Origin of the sequence: Janthinobacterium sp. SUN128, from assembly GCF_030587275.1 — a bacterium.
GTDB lineage: Bacteria > Pseudomonadota > Gammaproteobacteria > Burkholderiales > Burkholderiaceae_D > Janthinobacterium > Janthinobacterium lividum.
Genome location: NZ_JAPWHY010000001.1, coordinates 2,517,061 through 2,532,186, shown reverse-complemented (window position 1 = coordinate 2,532,186; position 15,126 = coordinate 2,517,061). Strand labels below are relative to the sequence as shown.

Here is a 15,126-nt window from a genome sequence, read left to right as displayed (position 1 = left end):
GGGCGCCATGGCACCACCATTCACTTTTTCAGTTGGGTTGCTTCCTGCCGCCCATACCATTAGAAATTTTCATAAAACAGGGAAATAAAATGAAAAACGTTCAACAATTTTCCACTCTGCTCAAGCCCCTGGCTGCCTCGCTCGCGCTGGCAGGACTGGTGGCCGTGAGCCTGGCTGGCTGCGATTCGGCCAATAGCAAGGTGCCCGACGCGCCAGCGGCCGGCGGCCCGCCCATCTCGGCCGCCGCCGTCGTTGAAAAACAGATCACGGAAACACAGGAATTCTCGGGCCGCCTGGAAGCGATCGAGCGCGTGGAAATCCGCTCGCGGGTCGGCGGCTTCATCACCGCCGTCAATTTCAAGCCGGGCAGCGAAGTGAAAAAGGGCGACGTGCTGTTCGTCATCGATCCGCGCCCATTCCAGGCTGAAGTCTCGCGCGCCGAAGGCACGGCCGCTTCGGCCCGCGCCAAGGCGGAACTGGCCAAGCTGGAACTGTCGCGCGCTGAAAAGTTGCTGGCCGAAAAAGCCATCGCCCAGCGCGAATTCGACGAAAAGGCGTCGGGCTTGAAAGAGCTGGACGCGAACGCCCGCTCGGCGCAAGCCGCGTATGAAGCGGCCAGGTTGAACCTGTCGTACACGCAGGTGCAGGCGCCGATCAGCGGCCGCGTCAGCAAGGCGGAAATCACCGTCGGCAACCTGATCGACGCTTCCGCCATCCTCACGTCGGTGGTGTCGACGGACCGCATCTACGCCAGCTTCGACGGCGATGAAGATACGTATCTGCGCGTGGCCGGCACGGCGCAAAAGGGCACGCCCGTCACCGTCAAGGTAGGCTTGGCCAACGAAACGGGCTTCCCGCACGAAGGCAAGCTGGAATTCGTCGACAACCAGCTCGATCCGGCCACGGGCAGCGTGCGCATGCGCGCCACCTTCGCCAACGCCGAGCGCCAGCTGGTGCCGGGCCTGTTCGCGCGCATCCAGCTCGACGGCGGCAACGGCCCGCAGGCGCAAAGCACGGCGCTGTTGATCTCCGACCGCGCCGTCGGCACGGACCAGAGCCGCAAATACGTGTACGTGGTGGGCGCCGACAACAAGGCCGAATACCGCGCCGTCAAGCTGGGCCCGGCCTCGGATGGCTTGCGCGTGGTGCGCGAAGGCTTGAAGGCGGGCGAAAAGATCGTCGTCAACGGCTTGCAGCGCGTGCGCCCCGGCGCCCCGGTGACGCCGCAGATGGTGGCCATGGATTTCGATCCGACCGCGCCTGTCGCTCCCGCAAAACCTGAAGTAAAAGACGCCAAGATCGCCGCGAAAGCAGCATCGACTTCCAAGGAATAAACATGAATTTTTCCCGCTTTTTCATCGACAAGCCGATTTTCGCGGCGGTGCTGTCGATCGTCATATTCGTGGCCGGGCTGCTGTCGATTTTCGGCCTGCCCATCTCCGAATATCCCGACGTCGTGCCGCCATCCGTGGTGGTGCGCGCGCAATACCCGGGCGCCAACCCGAAAGTGATCGCCGAAACCGTGGCCGCGCCGCTCGAAGAGCAGATCAACGGCGTCGAGAACATGCTCTACATGTCCTCGCAAAACACGTCCGATGGCGCGATGATGCTGACCGTGACCTTCAAGATCGGCACCAACGTCGAGCAGGCCGAGACGCAGGTGCAGAACCGCGTGCAGCGCGCCTTGCCGCGCCTGCCCGAGGAAGTGCGCCAGATCGGCGTGACGACCGTCAAATCGTCGCCTAACCTGACCATGGTGGTGCATCTGGTTTCGCCGAACAAGCGCTATGACGACATGTATCTGCGTAACTACGCGGTGCTGAACGTCAAGGACCAACTGGCACGTCTGCCCGGCATGGGCGACATCCAGATCTTCGGCGCCGGCGACTACGCCATGCGCATCTGGCTCGACCCGCAAAAGGTGGCGGCGCGCGGCATGACGGCGAACGACGTCGTCGACGCCATCCGCGAGCAGAACGTGCAGGTGGCTGCAGGTGTCATCGGCGCTTCGCCGGCGAAAAACTCGGACTTCCAGCTGACCGTCAATACCCAGGGCCGTCTGCAGACGCCCGAGGAATTCGGCGCCATCATCGTGCGCACCAATGCCGACGGCGCCGTGACGCACCTGAAGGACGTGGCGCGCGTGGAAATGGGCGCCAACAGCTACTCGCTGCGTTCGCTGCTGAACAATAATCCGGCCGTCGGCATGGGTATTTTCGAAGCGCCGAATGCCAACGCGCTGCAGCTGTCTTCCGACGTGCGCGCCAAGATGGACGAACTGAAAAAAGACTTCCCGCAAGGCGTGGAATACCGCATCGAGTACGACCCGACGCAGTTCGTGCGCTCGTCCATCGAAGCCGTGATCCATACCCTGCTGGAAGCCATCGCCCTGGTGGTGCTGGTGGTGATCATCTTCCTGCAAACCTGGCGCGCATCGATCATTCCGCTGCTGGCCGTACCCGTCTCCATCGTCGGCACCTTTGCCGTGATGCTGGGCTTTGGCTTCTCGATCAACACGCTGTCGCTGTTCGGCCTCGTGCTGGCCATCGGTATCGTCGTCGATGATGCCATCGTGGTGGTGGAAAACGTCGAGCGCAACATCGAGGAAGGCTTGTCGCCGCGCGACGCCACCATCCAGGCCATGAAAGAGGTCAGCGGTCCTATCGTCGCCATCGCCCTGGTGCTGTGCGCCGTGTTTGTGCCGATCGCCTTCGTGCCTGGCCTGTCGGGCGAGTTCTATCGCCAGTTCGCGCTGACCATCGCCATTTCGACCGTGATCTCCGCTTTCAGCTCGCTGACCCTGGCGCCAGCCCTGTCGGCCGCGCTGCTGAAACCGCACGATGCGCCGAAAGACGCGCTGACGCGCGGCATGGACATGGTCTTCGGCCGCTTCTTCGCCTGGTTCAACCGCTTCTTCGGCCGCGCTTCGCACCGCTATGAAGCGGGCGTGAAAGGCGTGTTGGGCCGCAAGAGCGCTTCGCTGGGCGTGTATGCGCTGCTGGTTGTTGCCGCCATCTTCACCTTCAAGTCCGTGCCGGCCGGCTTCGTGCCGGCGCAGGACAAGCAATACCTGGTGGGCTTTGCGCAATTGCCTGACGCCGCTTCGCTGGACCGCACGGAAGATGTCGTGCGCCGCATGTCCGACGTCATCAAGTCGGTGCCTGGCGTCGAATCGACCATCGCCTTCCCCGGCCTGTCGATCAACGACTTCACCAATGCGCCGAACGCCGGTATCGTCTTCGCCACCCTGAAACCGTTCGACGAACGCAGCAGCAAGGAATTGTCGGGCGGCGCCATCGCGGCCGAGATCAACAAGCGCCTGGGCGGCATCCAGGACGCTTTCATCATGGTCTTCCCGCCACCGCCGGTCAACGGCCTCGGCACCATCGGCGGCTTCAAGATGATGATCGAAGACCGCGGCAATCTCGGTTACGACGCGCTGTACAACGCCACCCAGGCACTGGCCGCGAAAGCGTACCAGACGCCGGAACTGGCGGGCGTCTTCTCGGGCTACCAGATCAACGTGCCGCAGCTGTTTGCCGACGTCGACCGCGTGAAAGCCAAGCAGATGGGCGTGCAGCTGCAAACGATTTACCAGACCTTGCAGATCAACCTCGGTTCGCTGTATGTGAACGACTTCAACCAGTTTGGTCGCACCTACCAGGTGCGCGTGCAAGCCGATGCGGCGTTCCGTTCGCATGCGCAGGATATCGCGCAGCTGAAGGTGCGCAATGACAAGGGCGAAATGATCCCGCTGTCGTCGTTGATGCGCGTGAAGGATAGCTATGGTCCGGACCGCGTGCAGCGCTACAACGCGTATGCCGCAGCCGACTTCAATGGCGGCGCCGCACCTGGCGTATCGAGCGGCCAGGCGCAAGCCGCGCTGGAACGCATCGCCAAGGAAGTGCTGCCGCAGGGGATCGCGTATGAATGGACGGAGCTGACCTACCAGGACATCTTGTCCGGCAATACGATGATCTATGTCTTCCCGCTGTGCGTGCTGCTGGTATTCCTGGTGCTGGCCGCCCAATACGAAAGCTGGACCCTGCCGCTGGCCGTGATTTTGATCGTGCCGATGTCCATCCTGTGCGCCTTGCTGGGCGTCAAATTGACCGGTGGCGACAATAACGTGTTTACCCAGATCGCGCTGTTCGTGCTGGTGGGGCTGGCGTCGAAGAATGCGATTCTGATCGTGGAATTTGCCCGCGAACTGGAAGAGCATGGCCGCACCGTCGTGCAAGCGGCGCTGGAAGCGTGCCGCCTGCGTCTGCGTCCGATCCTGATGACGTCGATCGCCTTCATCATGGGCGTGGTGCCCCTGGTGTTCTCGCACGGCGCCGGTTCGGAAATGCGACATGCGATGGGCGTGGCGGTCTTCGCCGGCATGCTGGGCGTGACCTTCTTCGGCCTGTTCCTGACGCCCGTGTTCTATGTACTGCTGCGCACCCTGGCGCAGCGTTTTGAGAAAAAACCAGCCGATGCTGCCGCCAAGCCTGCCGCCGCGCCAGCATTGAACCTGGAAGGAGATATATATTGAAAACCAAGGAAATCATCTGGCGCGTCAAGCCCGTGCTGACCGCCATGGCAGCAGCCGTGCTGCTGGCGGCCTGCGCGGCGCCGGAGTTCAAGCAGCCGCAGATCGAGACGCCGACGGCGTTCAAGGAAGCGCAAGCCTTGTCCGCCGTGCAGACGGCAGCCGATGGCACGCGCTGGAAACAGGGCGTCCCCGCCGAGCGCCAGGCGCGCGGCGAATGGTGGCTGGCCTTCAATGATCCGGCCCTCACAAGCCTGATCAACGAAGCCACGCAGGCCAACGCCAACCTGGCCGTCGCCGCCGCCCGCGTCAAGCAGGCGAGGGCGATTGCCGGCATCGCCGAAGCGGACCGCATCCCGCAAGTGGGCGTGAACGTGGGTGGCCAGCGCAACCGCGCTTCCGCCGTGTCGCTCGGCTTGCCGAACGGCGCGCCGGTGGCTGCCACGAATGTCTACCAGGCCAACCTGACGGCCAGCTACGAAGTCGATCTGTTCGGCAGGGTCGCCTCGAACGTCAGCGCCTCGCGCAGCGATGCGCTGGCCGTGGAAGCGACATACCGTTCCGTGCTGCTGTCCTTGCAGGCCGACGTGGCGCAGACCTATTTCCAGCTGCGCGCCACGGATGCCGAACTGGCGACCCTGGAACAGACGGTGCGCCTGCGCGAGGAAAGCGTGCATGTGAACCAGCGCCGCTACGACCTGGGCGACATCGGCGAATTCGACCTGTCCCGTGCCCGCACGGAGCTGTCGACGACGCGCGCCGAAGCCATCGGCCTGCAGCGCCAGCGCGCCACCAGCGAACATGCGCTGGCCGTCCTGCTGGGTAAACCTGCCGCCAGTTTCACGGCGACCGTCAACCCGCTGCAGGACAGCGGCTTCCTGCCCGTGATCCCGGCCGGCATGCCGTCGTCCCTGCTGGAGCGCCGTCCCGACATCGCGTCGGCGCAGCGCACCATGGAAGCGTCGAATGCGCGCATCGGCGTGGCGAAATCGGCCATGTTCCCCGCCTTGACCCTGAACGCCTCCGGCGGCGGCGCGTCCGATACCTTCTCGGACATCTTCAAGTGGAGCAGCCGCTCCTGGCTGCTGGGCGCCCTGATGTCGATGCCGATCATCGACGGTGGCCGCAACAAGGCGGCCGTGAGCCGCAGCGAAGCGCAGCTGGAAGAGTCGGTGGCGACGTATCGCCAGAGCGTGCTGGTGGCCTTCGCCGAGGTGGAAGACAACCTGGCCGGCTTGCGCATCCTGTCGGGCCAGACGCAGCAGATCGACGAAGCCGTTGTTTCGGCACGCCGCTCGGCCGACCTGGCGCAAAAGCTGTATGACGCGGGCCGTTCCAGCTACCTCGATCTGCTGGACGCGCAGCGCAACCTGGCCACCATCGAGCGCAATGCCGTGCAACTGCGCGGCAACCGCGCCGTCACCACGGTGGCGCTGATCCGCGCCCTGGGCGGCGGCTGGGGCGAAACGGAGCCGCAGGTCGCGGCCAACTAGTTTCCCGGCACCGCGGGCTGGATCAATCCGGCCCGCGACGCGGGAGCCTGCCAAGAACGGCGTCGTGCACTGCACGGCGCCGTTTTTCTGTTTTCAGCGAGTTGAATCCGTTTGCGGAAAAGCGGCGTAAGTACTCCTGCAATCATGCAAACGCAGTCATCCAGGAGATATCATCATGCGCACCTTCGTTCCCGCAGCATTGTTCATTACGTCCATGCTGGCCGCCAGCGCTCCGTTTGCCGCCGACATGACGACCATGGTGGGTGGCCAGAGCATGTATCCGTCCAAGGACATCGTCGATAACGCCGTCAATTCGGCCGACCACACGACCCTGGTCGCTGCCGTCAAGGCGGCCGGCCTGGTCGACACGCTGAAAGGCAAGGGTCCATTTACCGTGTTCGCGCCGACGAATGCGGCCTTCGGCAAGCTGCCCGCAGACACCGTCGAGACCCTGGTGAAGCCGGAAAACAAGGCGACCCTGACGAAGATCCTCACCTACCACGTGGTGCCCGGCAAATACGACTTCAAGGCGCTGGCGAAGGAAATCAAGATGCACGACGGTAAAGCCACCTTGCCCACGGCCAGCGGCGGCAAGCTGATGTTCGCCATGAACGGCATGCACAACATCGTCGTGATGGACGAGAGCGGCAACAGCGCCAATATCAGCACCTATGACGTGTACCAGTCGAATGGCGTGATCAATGTGATCGACACGGTGCTGATGCCGAAATAAGCGCACAAAAAAGCGGACGAAAAAAAAGACAGGGAAAACCCTGTCTTTTTTGATGGTGCCGCCGCGATTACTTGGCTGGCGCTGCTGGCGTTGCCGGTACTGCTGGTTCCGCAGGCGCTGCCTTGTCGGCTGGCGCGGCTTTCTTTGCCTTGTGATGCTTGGCTTTCTTGTGCGCCGCTGGTTTGACGGCGGCTGCCGGCGCTTCGGCCTTGGCGACAGGGGCGACGACAGGAATCGGTGCCACTGGAGCGACTGGCGCGACGGCTGGCGTCTGGGCGAAAGCGGCGGTGGCGAACAGGCTGGCGATCAGGGTGGCGATAACTTTTTTCATTTTAGGATCCTTGGTATGCGTGGTCAGTAAAGTGTGTCGGAATTACTTGGCTGGAGCCGCTTCGGCGGTGGCCGATGCCAGCTTTTCGTCAGCCTTGGCCTTGGTTTTCTTGGCTTTGTGGTGTGCCTTGGCTTTGGTGGTGGCCGCTTCCGCTTTGGCGCTGGCGACGTCCGTTTTTGCGGCGACGACGGCTTTCGCTTCCTTGGCATCCGCCTTCACGACGGCTTGCGCTTCCTTGGCGTCCGCTTTCACGACGGCCTTGGTGTGGGCCGCTTCCACTTTGGCGGGCGCTGCCGGAGCGGCCGCAGGTGCTGCCGGGGTTTGGGCGAAGGCTGCAGTTGCGAACAGGCCGGCGATCAGGGTAGCGATTACTTTTTTCATGGTGCAGTCCTCAGTGGTGGTTTGTCTGGTATGTCTGTTGGTGTCGGGATGATTCCCGTGTCACTGAGCATAAAACGCGCCCCCGGACGCTTGCGTTGACGGTCATTACAAACGCTTACATCTGAGTTGCATCCGCTTTCAGGATGGCCTTCAGGATGTCTTCCGACCGGCGCTGCCCATACCCCTTGCCATACGCGCTCGATGCGATGCTGACCACCATGCGACGGGCGGGTATCACATAGATCTTGTTGCCGCCATTGCCCGAGGCGAAATGCACGGCAATCTTCCGTCCTCCGACGTCCTGCGTCTTCGCGTACCAGAAATAGCCGTAGCTGTCGGCGTAGCGGTCCACGGCGCCGATGGCCACGCGCGGCGCCAGCGCGGCTTGCAGCCAGGCGGCATCGATAATCCTCTTGCCGTCAAATACGCCTTCGTCGAGCACCATCTGGCCGATCCTTGCCGTGTCGCGCGCGCGCAGCGACAGATTGCCCTGGCCTTTCGGGTGACGTGCCACGTCGCGGCCCCAGCTCCAGCGGGTGATGCCCAGTGGCGCGAACAGCACCTTGGCGGCGTAGTCTTCCAAGTCGGCGCCGCTGGCGTTTTCCACCACTCTGCCCGCGACATATGATCCCAGCGAGTTGTAGCGATACATGCTGCCCGGCGCCGTGGCAGCCGGTATCGCACGCACGAAGGCGGCCGGGTCGGGCGACGCATCGAGCTTGTCTTCATTGCCAGGCGACTGTTCGTCTTCATCGAAGGCGGCCAGGCCCGAACGCATGGTCAGCAAGTCGTCGAGGATGACCTTGCCTGCCGCGCTGCCGGCGACATCGGGCCAGTAGTCGCCCACCGTTTTTGTCGTGGCCAGCTGGCCGCGCGCCACGGCCGCGCCCACCAGCAGGGCGGTGATGCTCTTGCCGGCCGAGCGGATGTCGTGCAGGGTATCGACCGTCTCGCCGTTGTAATAGCGTTCGGCCACGACGGCGCCATCGCGCAACACGACGACGGCGCGCAAATCGCCATGGCTGTCGCGGTCCTGGGCTTGCAGGACTTGCTCCAGGGTGGCGGGGATATCTTGCGCATTGGCGGCGCAAGGCAGATACAGGGCGGTAGTCAGGATGAGGGGCAGGTGGCGCATGGGATAGGCTTCGCGGCGATGGTGGAAGTGCCAGTGTCCTCCATGTGCACCGCTTTGTCGCGCGCAAGCTGGCCGGTTCGATGAAGTTTGCATGAAGGCGCGCAGGAAGCCATGGCATTTGGCGCCGCGCCATGCAAAAAGGACAGCCGAAGCTGTCCCTGGTAATCGGCGTGGTCACGCAAGCGCAGACCCGGCGGACGCGCTTGCGTGACGTCGTTCGCGCTTACTTCGCTGGCGCTGCCGGCACTGCGGGAACGGCTTCCGCCGCTTTGGCCGCATCCGCTTTCACTTTGGCTTTGCTGGCCTTGTGATGGGCTTTGGCCTTGGTGGCTTTGGCGTCGGCCTTGGCGCTGGCCACATCGGCTTTCGCATCGGCGACGACGACCGCTTCCTTGGCATTGGCTTTCACGACGGCCTTGGTTTCCTTGGCTTCAGCCTTGGCCACGGCTTTCGTGTGGGCCGCTTCCGCCTTGGCTGGAACCGATGCTGCTGGAGCGGCAGGGGTTTGGGCGAAGGCTGCGGTAGCGAACAGGCCGGCGATGAGGGTAGCGATAACTTTTTTCATTTTATTTTCCTGGCGAATGGTGAGCGATGGTATGTCGATGATTACTTGGCTGCTGCTGGTGCGGCTTCCGCGGTGGCCGATGCCAGTTTCTCGTCAGCCTTGGCCTTGGTTTTCTTGGCCTTGTGATGCGCCTTGGCCTTGGTGGCCGTTGCTTCCGTTTTTGCGCTGGCGACTTCCGTTTTTGCGGCCACGACGGCTTTCGCTTCTTTTGCGTCCGCTTTCACGACGGCTTGCGCTTCCTTGGCATCGGCTTTCACGACGGCCTTGGTGTGAGCCGCTTCCACTTTGGCGGGCACTGCCGGGGCGGCAGGGGTTTGGGCGAAGGCTGCGGTAGCGAACAGGCCGGCGATCAGGGTAATAATTGCTTTTTTCATGGTGCAGTCCTCGGTGGTGGTTTGTCTGGTGTGCCGGGATGATTCCCGTATCACTGAGCAGAAAACGCGGCCCGGAAGGTAATGGTTGACCTGGTTTACACTTTCTTACAATCAGGTGATTTGAGCGACGTTAATTGAAGAAGAAGGTGTGAAAATGCAAAAAGACAGCCGAAGCTGTCTTTTTGCATGGTGCCTCCCGCCATGGCGGGATGGCGATCACTTCGCTGCTGCGGTCGCTTCAGCTTTGTCTTCGGCGGCTTTTGCCTTGGCCTTGGTGGCTTTGTGATGGGCTTTGGCCTTGGTGGCTTTGGCATCGGCCTTGGCGCTGGCCACATCGGCTTTCGCATCGGCGGCGACAACGGCTTCCTTGGCATCGGCTTTGACTACGGCCTTGGTTTCTTTGGCTTCTGCTTTTGCCACTTCCTTGGTGTGCTTGGCTTCGGCCTTGGCAGGCACGGCTGGCGTTTGAGCAAAGGCTGCGGTAGCGAACAAGCCGGCGATCAGAGTAGCGATTACTTTTTTCATGGTGCAGTTCCTCGAGAAGTGGGGTTGTAGTTCAGGAGATGCATTTCCCCTGTCACTGAGGCAAAAACGCGCCGTACGGCAATAGCGTTGACAGCGATTCGGGCTAATTACAAACACTTACATTTGCCGGGGCAGGTACTCTGTTAGCTGGCGTACGGCGCCAGGGACGGCAGCGGCCTAGACTCGATGCCATCGTCACCGCATGGGTCCGCCATGAAAGCCGCCTTGAAAACCTATCAAGCCAAGCGCAATTTCGCCGCCACGCCCGAGCCTGCGGATGGCGGCGAGGAAGCGGGCGAGGCGCTCACCTTCGTCATCCAGAAGCACTGGGCCAGCCGTTTGCACTATGACTTTCGCCTGGAACTGGACGGCACGATGAAAAGCTGGGCCGTGCCGAAAGGGCCCAGCTACGACCCGCGCGACAAGCGCATGGCGGTGCAGGTGGAAGACCATCCCATTGCGTATGCCGGTTTTGAAGGCACGATCCCCGAAAAGCAGTATGGCGCGGGCAAGGTCATCATCTGGGACAAGGGGACGTGGCAAGCCCAGCCGGCCACGCCTGATGCGCGCAAGGCGCTGGCGGCCGGCGAACTGAAATTGACCCTGCATGGCCACAAGATGCATGGCAACTGGGTGCTGGTGCGCATGAAAGGCAAGGGCGATAAACGCAGCGCAAAGCAGCCTGCCTGGCTGCTGATCAAGGAAAAGGACGCATTTGCCCGGCCGGCACTGGAATTTTCTGTCGTGGACGAGTTTCCCGATAGCGTCAAGAACAAGGCCATGCCCAAGCGCAAGAAGAGCGCGGACGGCTCCGCAGCGCCGGATGCCGATTTGCCCGCCATCCTGTCGCCGCAGCTGGCTACCCTCGTCGATGCGCCGCCGCCAGACGCGCAGCAGTGGCTTTTCGAAGTGAAATTCGACGGTTACCGCATCCTCGCGCGATGCGATGGCGAGCGGATCAATTTGATCACGCGCAATGGCAATGACTGGACGGAAAAACTGCCGAAGCTGCGGCAGGCGCTGGAACAGTTGAGTTTGCCGCCGGGCTGGTATGACGGTGAAATCGTCGTCAACGACGCCAGCGGCCACCCGGATTTTGGCGCATTGCAGCGCGCGTTCGATGCGGAAACGACCAGCGAGATCGTGTATTACCTGTTCGACGTGGCGTTTTTCGATGGCCACGATCTGCGGGGCCAGCCTGTCGAGGCGCGCAGGGCGTTGCTGGAACAGTTGCTGCAGAGCTTGCCAGCGTCGCCCCTGGTGCGCTTCAGCGCCGCGCTCGACGCGACGCCGCAGCAGATACTGGCCCACGCCTGCCGGCTGGGGCTGGAAGGCGTGATCGGCAAGCGGCGCGGTTCGCCCTACGTCACGCGGCGCTCGGGCGACTGGATCAAGCTCAAATGCGGGCTGCGCCAGGAATTCGTCATCGGCGGCTATACGGCGCCGCAGGGCGCGCGCGAAGGCATCGGTTCTTTGTTGCTGGGCGTGCATGATGACCAGGGCAGGCTGCTCTATGCGGGCAATGTGGGCAGCGGCTTCGACGATGCCAGCCTGCGCGAATTGCGGCGTCGGCTTGACGTCCTGGCAGCCGGGACGAGTCCGTTCGCGGGCAAGGCGGGTGGCGTGCGCCAGCCCATCTGGGTCAAGCCGCAACTGGTGGCCGAAGTGAGCTTTGCGCAATGGACCAGCGGTGGCGCCGTGCGCCATGCCGTGTTTCACGGCTTGCGCGAGGATAAACAGCCAGCCGCCATCGTGCGCGAGCGCGCGCAGCGAATCGACAGGGAGAAGACGATGCAGAGCAAATCCACGCCGGACGGCGTCTTGCCGGCCAGTTTCAAGGTCAGCCATGCGGACCGGGTGATCGACCGGGACAGTGGCGCGACGAAGATCGACCTGGTGCGCTACTACGCCCTGGTGGGCAAGCTGATGCTCGTGCACTTGCGCGGGCGGCCCGTGTCGCTGGTGCGCGCGCCGGCCGGCGTGGGTGGCGAGCTGTTTTTCCAGAAGCATGCGGACACGTCCAGCATGCCCGGCGTCAAACAGCTCGATCCCGGCCTCGATCCGGAGCATGCCGCCATGCTGGAAGTGGCCAGCACACAGGGCTTATTGTCTGCGGCGCAGTGGAATGTGGTGGAATTTCACACGCAAAACGCCCTGGCCAGCGCCTACGACACGCCGAATCGCCTGGTGTTCGACCTGGATCCGGGCAAGGGCGTGGCCTGGCCCGCCATCCGCGAGGCGGCCGTATTGCTGCGTGCCTTCCTGACGGAGCTGGGACTGCCCGCCTGGCTGAAAACCAGCGGCGGCAAGGGCTTGCATGTGGTCGTGCCGATCCGCCCGAAACACGATTGGGATACGGTCAAAGCGTTTTCGCAAGCCATCGTGGCGCACATGGCGCAGCTCATTCCGCAGCGCTTCGTCCTGAAAAGCGGCCCCGCCAACCGCGTCGGCAAGATTTTCATCGATTATTTGCGCAATGGCCGGGGCGCCACCACCGTATGCGCGTGGTCTGCCCGCACGCGGTCGGGGCTGGGCATTTCCGTGCCGCTGGCCTGGGATGAACTCGACAAACTGAAGGCGGGCGATCAGTGGAACGTGGGCAATGTCCACAGCCGTCTCGACGTGGGCAACGCGCCATGGGACGGCTACGCGCGCAGCGCGAAGGGCCTCGATGCGGCGATGAAAAAGCTGGCCTTTATTCCGCCGGCTTGAACGGCAGGACGGCGCGCGCCAGTTGCAGCGCTTCCTCGATGGCCGCGTTGAGCTGAGGAATTTCGACGGGCTTGGTCAGGTAGCGGAAAAAACCCGCGGCCAGGCCATGCCGGATATCGCCCTTCATGGCGTTGGCCGTCAAGGCGATGACGGGGATGTGCGCCGTGCGCGTATCGTTGCGCAGGATGCGCTGCGCCTGGTTACCATTCATGCCGGGCAAATTGATATCCATCAGGATGACATCGGGGCGGCGTTCCAGCGCCAGCGCGATACCCTGGCGGGCGTCGGTGGCCGAGATCATGCGCAGATGGGGCAGGAAGCTGACGATATCTTCCACCAGCCGCAGGCTGGCCGGATTGTCTTCCACGTACAGCAGCAGGGCCTGGCCGCCGGCATCGTCCCGGACGTCGCAGGCGGGCTCGGGCAGGTATTCCGGCTGCCGGTTGGCGGGCGGGGCGGTCATGGTGTCGAGTTCGATCCAGAACACGCTGCCCACGCCGACGCAGCTGTGCACGCCCATGCTGCCGCCCATCAGCTCAACCAGGCGCTTGGTGACGACCAGGCCGATGCCGGTGCCTTCCTCGCTGCCTGCCTCCTGTCCCAGGCGGTTGAACGGCTGGAACAGCTCGGCCATCTGTGCGTCGTCCAGTCCCTTGCCCGTGTCGCGGATGGCGATGCGCACGCGCTGCGCCCCGGGCTGCGACACTTCCAGCTCCACCTTGCCGGCCGGGCGGTTGTACTTGATGGCGTTTGACAGCAGGTTCAGCAGCACTTGCTTGAGGCGCGTATGGTCGGCCCTGAGCGTCAGCGCCTCGCAGGCTGGAAACACCAGGTGAATCTGGCGCTGCTGCGCCTGTTCTTCCACCATGACGCGCACTTCCTCGAGCAGCACGGGCAGCGCCACCGGCTCGATCGACAGGCTCAGGCTGCCTGATTCGATCTTCGCCAGGTCGAGGATTTCATTGATCAGGGTGAGCAGGTGGCGGCCCGAGGTGACGATGTTTTGCACGAAGGCGCGCTTTTGCAGCACGGTCGCGGGCAGGGTTTCATTGGCCAGCAGCTGGGCGAAGCCGAGGATGGCGTTCAGCGGCGTGCGCAATTCATGCGACATGCTGGTGAGAAAGCGGTCCTTCGCCTGGCTGGCCCGTTCCAGTTCGATTTTCTGTTCGTTCAGCGTGCGCTCGATGCGCTTGCGCTCCGTGATGTCGCGGATGGCTGACGAGACCAGCACGCCTTCCTCCGTTTCCAGCGGCGACAGGCTGATTTCGACGGGAAATTCGGTGCCATCGCGGCGCAAGCCGTACAGTTCCAGGCCCGCGCCCATGGAGCGGGCGCGCGGCGCCGCGGAAAAGGACTGGCGGTGATGCGGATGATCGTGTGCATAGCGGGCCGGGATCAGCACTTCCACATTGCGCCCGAGCAACTCCGCGCGCGAGTAACCGAACAGCCGTTCCGTTTGCGAGTTGACGAGCACGATCTCGCCATCGCCGTTGACGATGACGATGGCGTCCGGCGCCGATTCGAGCAGGCCTCGGAACTTCTGCTCGGCCCGGCGGCGGTCGCTGACGTCGCGGATGGCGCTGATGACGAAGGTGCCGATCTCCGTCTGGATCGGCGACAGGCTGATTTCGACGGGGAACTCGACGTTGTCCTTGCGCAAGCCCAGCAATTCCAGGTCGGCGCCCATGGTGCGCGTACGGGGCTGGTCGAAATAGCGCGCGCGGTGCCCCACGTGCGCATGGCGCAGGCGTTGCGGCAGCAGACTATCGATTTGCCTGCCGCTCAATTCGCCTTCCGCATAGCCGAACAGGCGCTGTGCCTGCTGGTTGGCCAGCACGATGGCGCCCGTGGCATTGACCATGATGACGCTGTCCGGCGTGGACTCGAACAGCACGCGGTAGCGCACGTCGACGAACTGGGCGTCGCGCGCGGCCTTCAGCAAGGTCGTGTCCTTCATGGTGGAAATCAGGTAGCAGTGGCCATCCGGCGCGCGCTGTGCGGCCTGGCATGCCACGTCGACGTAGATGAGTTCGCCATCTTTGCGCCGCCGCAGCGATTCGCGGTCGTAGCTGCCGTGTAGGATCAGTTGCTCGGCGATCAGCGGGCCAGCTTCGGCCTGTCCCGGCAAGGAGATCAGTTCCCACAGCGTGCGGCCCAGCGCTTCGTCGCTGGCATAGCCGAAAATGCGCTGCGCCCCCGCCGTCCAGCGCATGACGACATGCTCTTCGTTCGTGATGACAACGCCGCCAGGGGCGTTGCTGAGGATAAGCTGATCGAACTCGGCATCCATTTTTTCCGCACGCATGACAGGGCTTGCCGGGTGGCAGGCCTGTGCATAACGTA

General features: G+C 63.2%; 12 protein-coding genes. 5 read left to right on the top strand and 7 right to left on the bottom strand.

What is annotated here, in order from left to right; genetic code table 11:
- The first annotated feature begins 89 nt into the window (after positions 1-89).
- The 4 genes from O3297_RS11430 (at position 90) to O3297_RS11415 (ending at position 6,760) form a co-directional block, all read left to right on the top strand.
- Complete coding sequence (locus tag O3297_RS11430) at positions 90-1,334, top strand: efflux RND transporter periplasmic adaptor subunit (RefSeq protein WP_070258022.1); 1,245 nt, start codon at positions 90-92, stop codon at positions 1,332-1,334.
- A gap of 2 nt (positions 1,335-1,336) precedes the next feature.
- A complete protein-coding gene (locus O3297_RS11425; RefSeq protein ID WP_034783119.1) occupies positions 1,337-4,537 on the top strand; it encodes an efflux RND transporter permease subunit in 3,201 nt (1,066 codons plus the stop codon).
- Positions 4,538-4,581: 44 nt separating this feature from the next.
- Entirely contained in the window at positions 4,582-6,027 is a 1,446-nt protein-coding gene (locus O3297_RS11420; RefSeq protein ID WP_305049661.1) for an efflux transporter outer membrane subunit, read from the top strand.
- Between the two features lie 175 nt (positions 6,028-6,202).
- A complete protein-coding gene (locus tag O3297_RS11415) occupies positions 6,203-6,760 on the top strand; it encodes a fasciclin domain-containing protein (RefSeq protein ID WP_370385399.1) in 558 nt (185 codons plus the stop codon).
- A 67-nt stretch (positions 6,761-6,827) separates the two neighbouring features.
- Here the strand turns inward: O3297_RS11415 and O3297_RS11410 are convergent, their stop codons facing one another.
- From O3297_RS11410 to O3297_RS11385, 6 genes are all read right to left on the bottom strand, one after another.
- Complete coding sequence (locus O3297_RS11410; RefSeq protein WP_211550511.1) at positions 6,828-7,091, bottom strand: hypothetical protein; 264 nt, start codon at positions 7,089-7,091, stop codon at positions 6,828-6,830.
- Between the two features lie 42 nt (positions 7,092-7,133).
- The gene (locus tag O3297_RS11405; protein WP_070258028.1) at positions 7,134-7,472 is read right to left on the bottom strand and encodes a hypothetical protein; all 339 of its coding nucleotides are present in this window, start codon (positions 7,470-7,472) and stop codon (positions 7,134-7,136) included.
- 115 nt (positions 7,473-7,587) lie between these two features.
- Complete coding sequence (locus O3297_RS11400) at positions 7,588-8,607, bottom strand: serine hydrolase (RefSeq protein ID WP_305048730.1); 1,020 nt, start codon at positions 8,605-8,607, stop codon at positions 7,588-7,590.
- A 223-nt stretch (positions 8,608-8,830) separates the two neighbouring features.
- Positions 8,831-9,172 (bottom strand): hypothetical protein, encoded by a 342-nt coding sequence (locus O3297_RS11395; protein ID WP_305048729.1) that lies wholly within the window; start codon positions 9,170-9,172, stop codon positions 8,831-8,833.
- 41 nt (positions 9,173-9,213) lie between these two features.
- A complete protein-coding gene (locus O3297_RS11390) occupies positions 9,214-9,546 on the bottom strand; it encodes a hypothetical protein (RefSeq protein WP_305048728.1) in 333 nt (110 codons plus the stop codon).
- Positions 9,547-9,762: 216 nt separating this feature from the next.
- The gene (locus O3297_RS11385; protein WP_305048727.1) at positions 9,763-10,071 is read right to left on the bottom strand and encodes a hypothetical protein; all 309 of its coding nucleotides are present in this window, start codon (positions 10,069-10,071) and stop codon (positions 9,763-9,765) included.
- Between the two features lie 213 nt (positions 10,072-10,284).
- Between O3297_RS11385 and ligD the strand changes: the two genes are divergently transcribed.
- Positions 10,285-12,783, top strand: a complete 2,499-nt coding sequence (gene ligD / locus O3297_RS11380; protein ID WP_305048726.1) for a DNA ligase D — start codon at positions 10,285-10,287, stop codon at positions 12,781-12,783.
- Here the strand turns inward: ligD and O3297_RS11375 are convergent.
- Positions 12,767-15,088, bottom strand: a complete 2,322-nt coding sequence (locus O3297_RS11375) for a PAS domain S-box protein (RefSeq protein WP_305048725.1) — start codon at positions 15,086-15,088, stop codon at positions 12,767-12,769. The two genes, ligD and O3297_RS11375, sit on opposite strands and share 17 nt — an antisense overlap.
- Positions 15,089-15,126 lie beyond the last annotated feature (38 nt).

Excerpts from the sequence above, each read along its gene's own strand:
- O3297_RS11430 (WP_070258022.1), top strand. The coding sequence starts at position 90 with ATGAAAAACGTTCAACAATTTTCCACTCTGCTCAAGCCCCTGGCTGCC.
- O3297_RS11425 (WP_034783119.1), top strand. The coding sequence starts at position 1,337 with ATGAATTTTTCCCGCTTTTTCATCGACAAGCCGATTTTCGCGGCGGTG.
- O3297_RS11420 (WP_305049661.1), top strand. The coding sequence starts at position 4,582 with ATGGCAGCAGCCGTGCTGCTGGCGGCCTGCGCGGCGCCGGAGTTCAAG.
- O3297_RS11415 (WP_370385399.1), top strand. The coding sequence starts at position 6,203 with ATGCGCACCTTCGTTCCCGCAGCATTGTTCATTACGTCCATGCTGGCC.
- O3297_RS11410 (WP_211550511.1), bottom strand. The coding sequence starts at position 7,091 with ATGAAAAAAGTTATCGCCACCCTGATCGCCAGCCTGTTCGCCACCGCC.
- O3297_RS11405 (WP_070258028.1), bottom strand. The coding sequence starts at position 7,472 with ATGAAAAAAGTAATCGCTACCCTGATCGCCGGCCTGTTCGCAACTGCA.
- O3297_RS11400 (WP_305048730.1), bottom strand. The coding sequence starts at position 8,607 with ATGCGCCACCTGCCCCTCATCCTGACTACCGCCCTGTATCTGCCTTGC.
- O3297_RS11395 (WP_305048729.1), bottom strand. The coding sequence starts at position 9,172 with ATGAAAAAAGTTATCGCTACCCTCATCGCCGGCCTGTTCGCTACCGCA.
- O3297_RS11390 (WP_305048728.1), bottom strand. The coding sequence starts at position 9,546 with ATGAAAAAAGCAATTATTACCCTGATCGCCGGCCTGTTCGCTACCGCA.
- O3297_RS11385 (WP_305048727.1), bottom strand. The coding sequence starts at position 10,071 with ATGAAAAAAGTAATCGCTACTCTGATCGCCGGCTTGTTCGCTACCGCA.
- ligD (WP_305048726.1), top strand. The coding sequence starts at position 10,285 with ATGAAAGCCGCCTTGAAAACCTATCAAGCCAAGCGCAATTTCGCCGCC.
- O3297_RS11375 (WP_305048725.1), bottom strand. The coding sequence starts at position 15,088 with ATGCGTGCGGAAAAAATGGATGCCGAGTTCGATCAGCTTATCCTCAGC.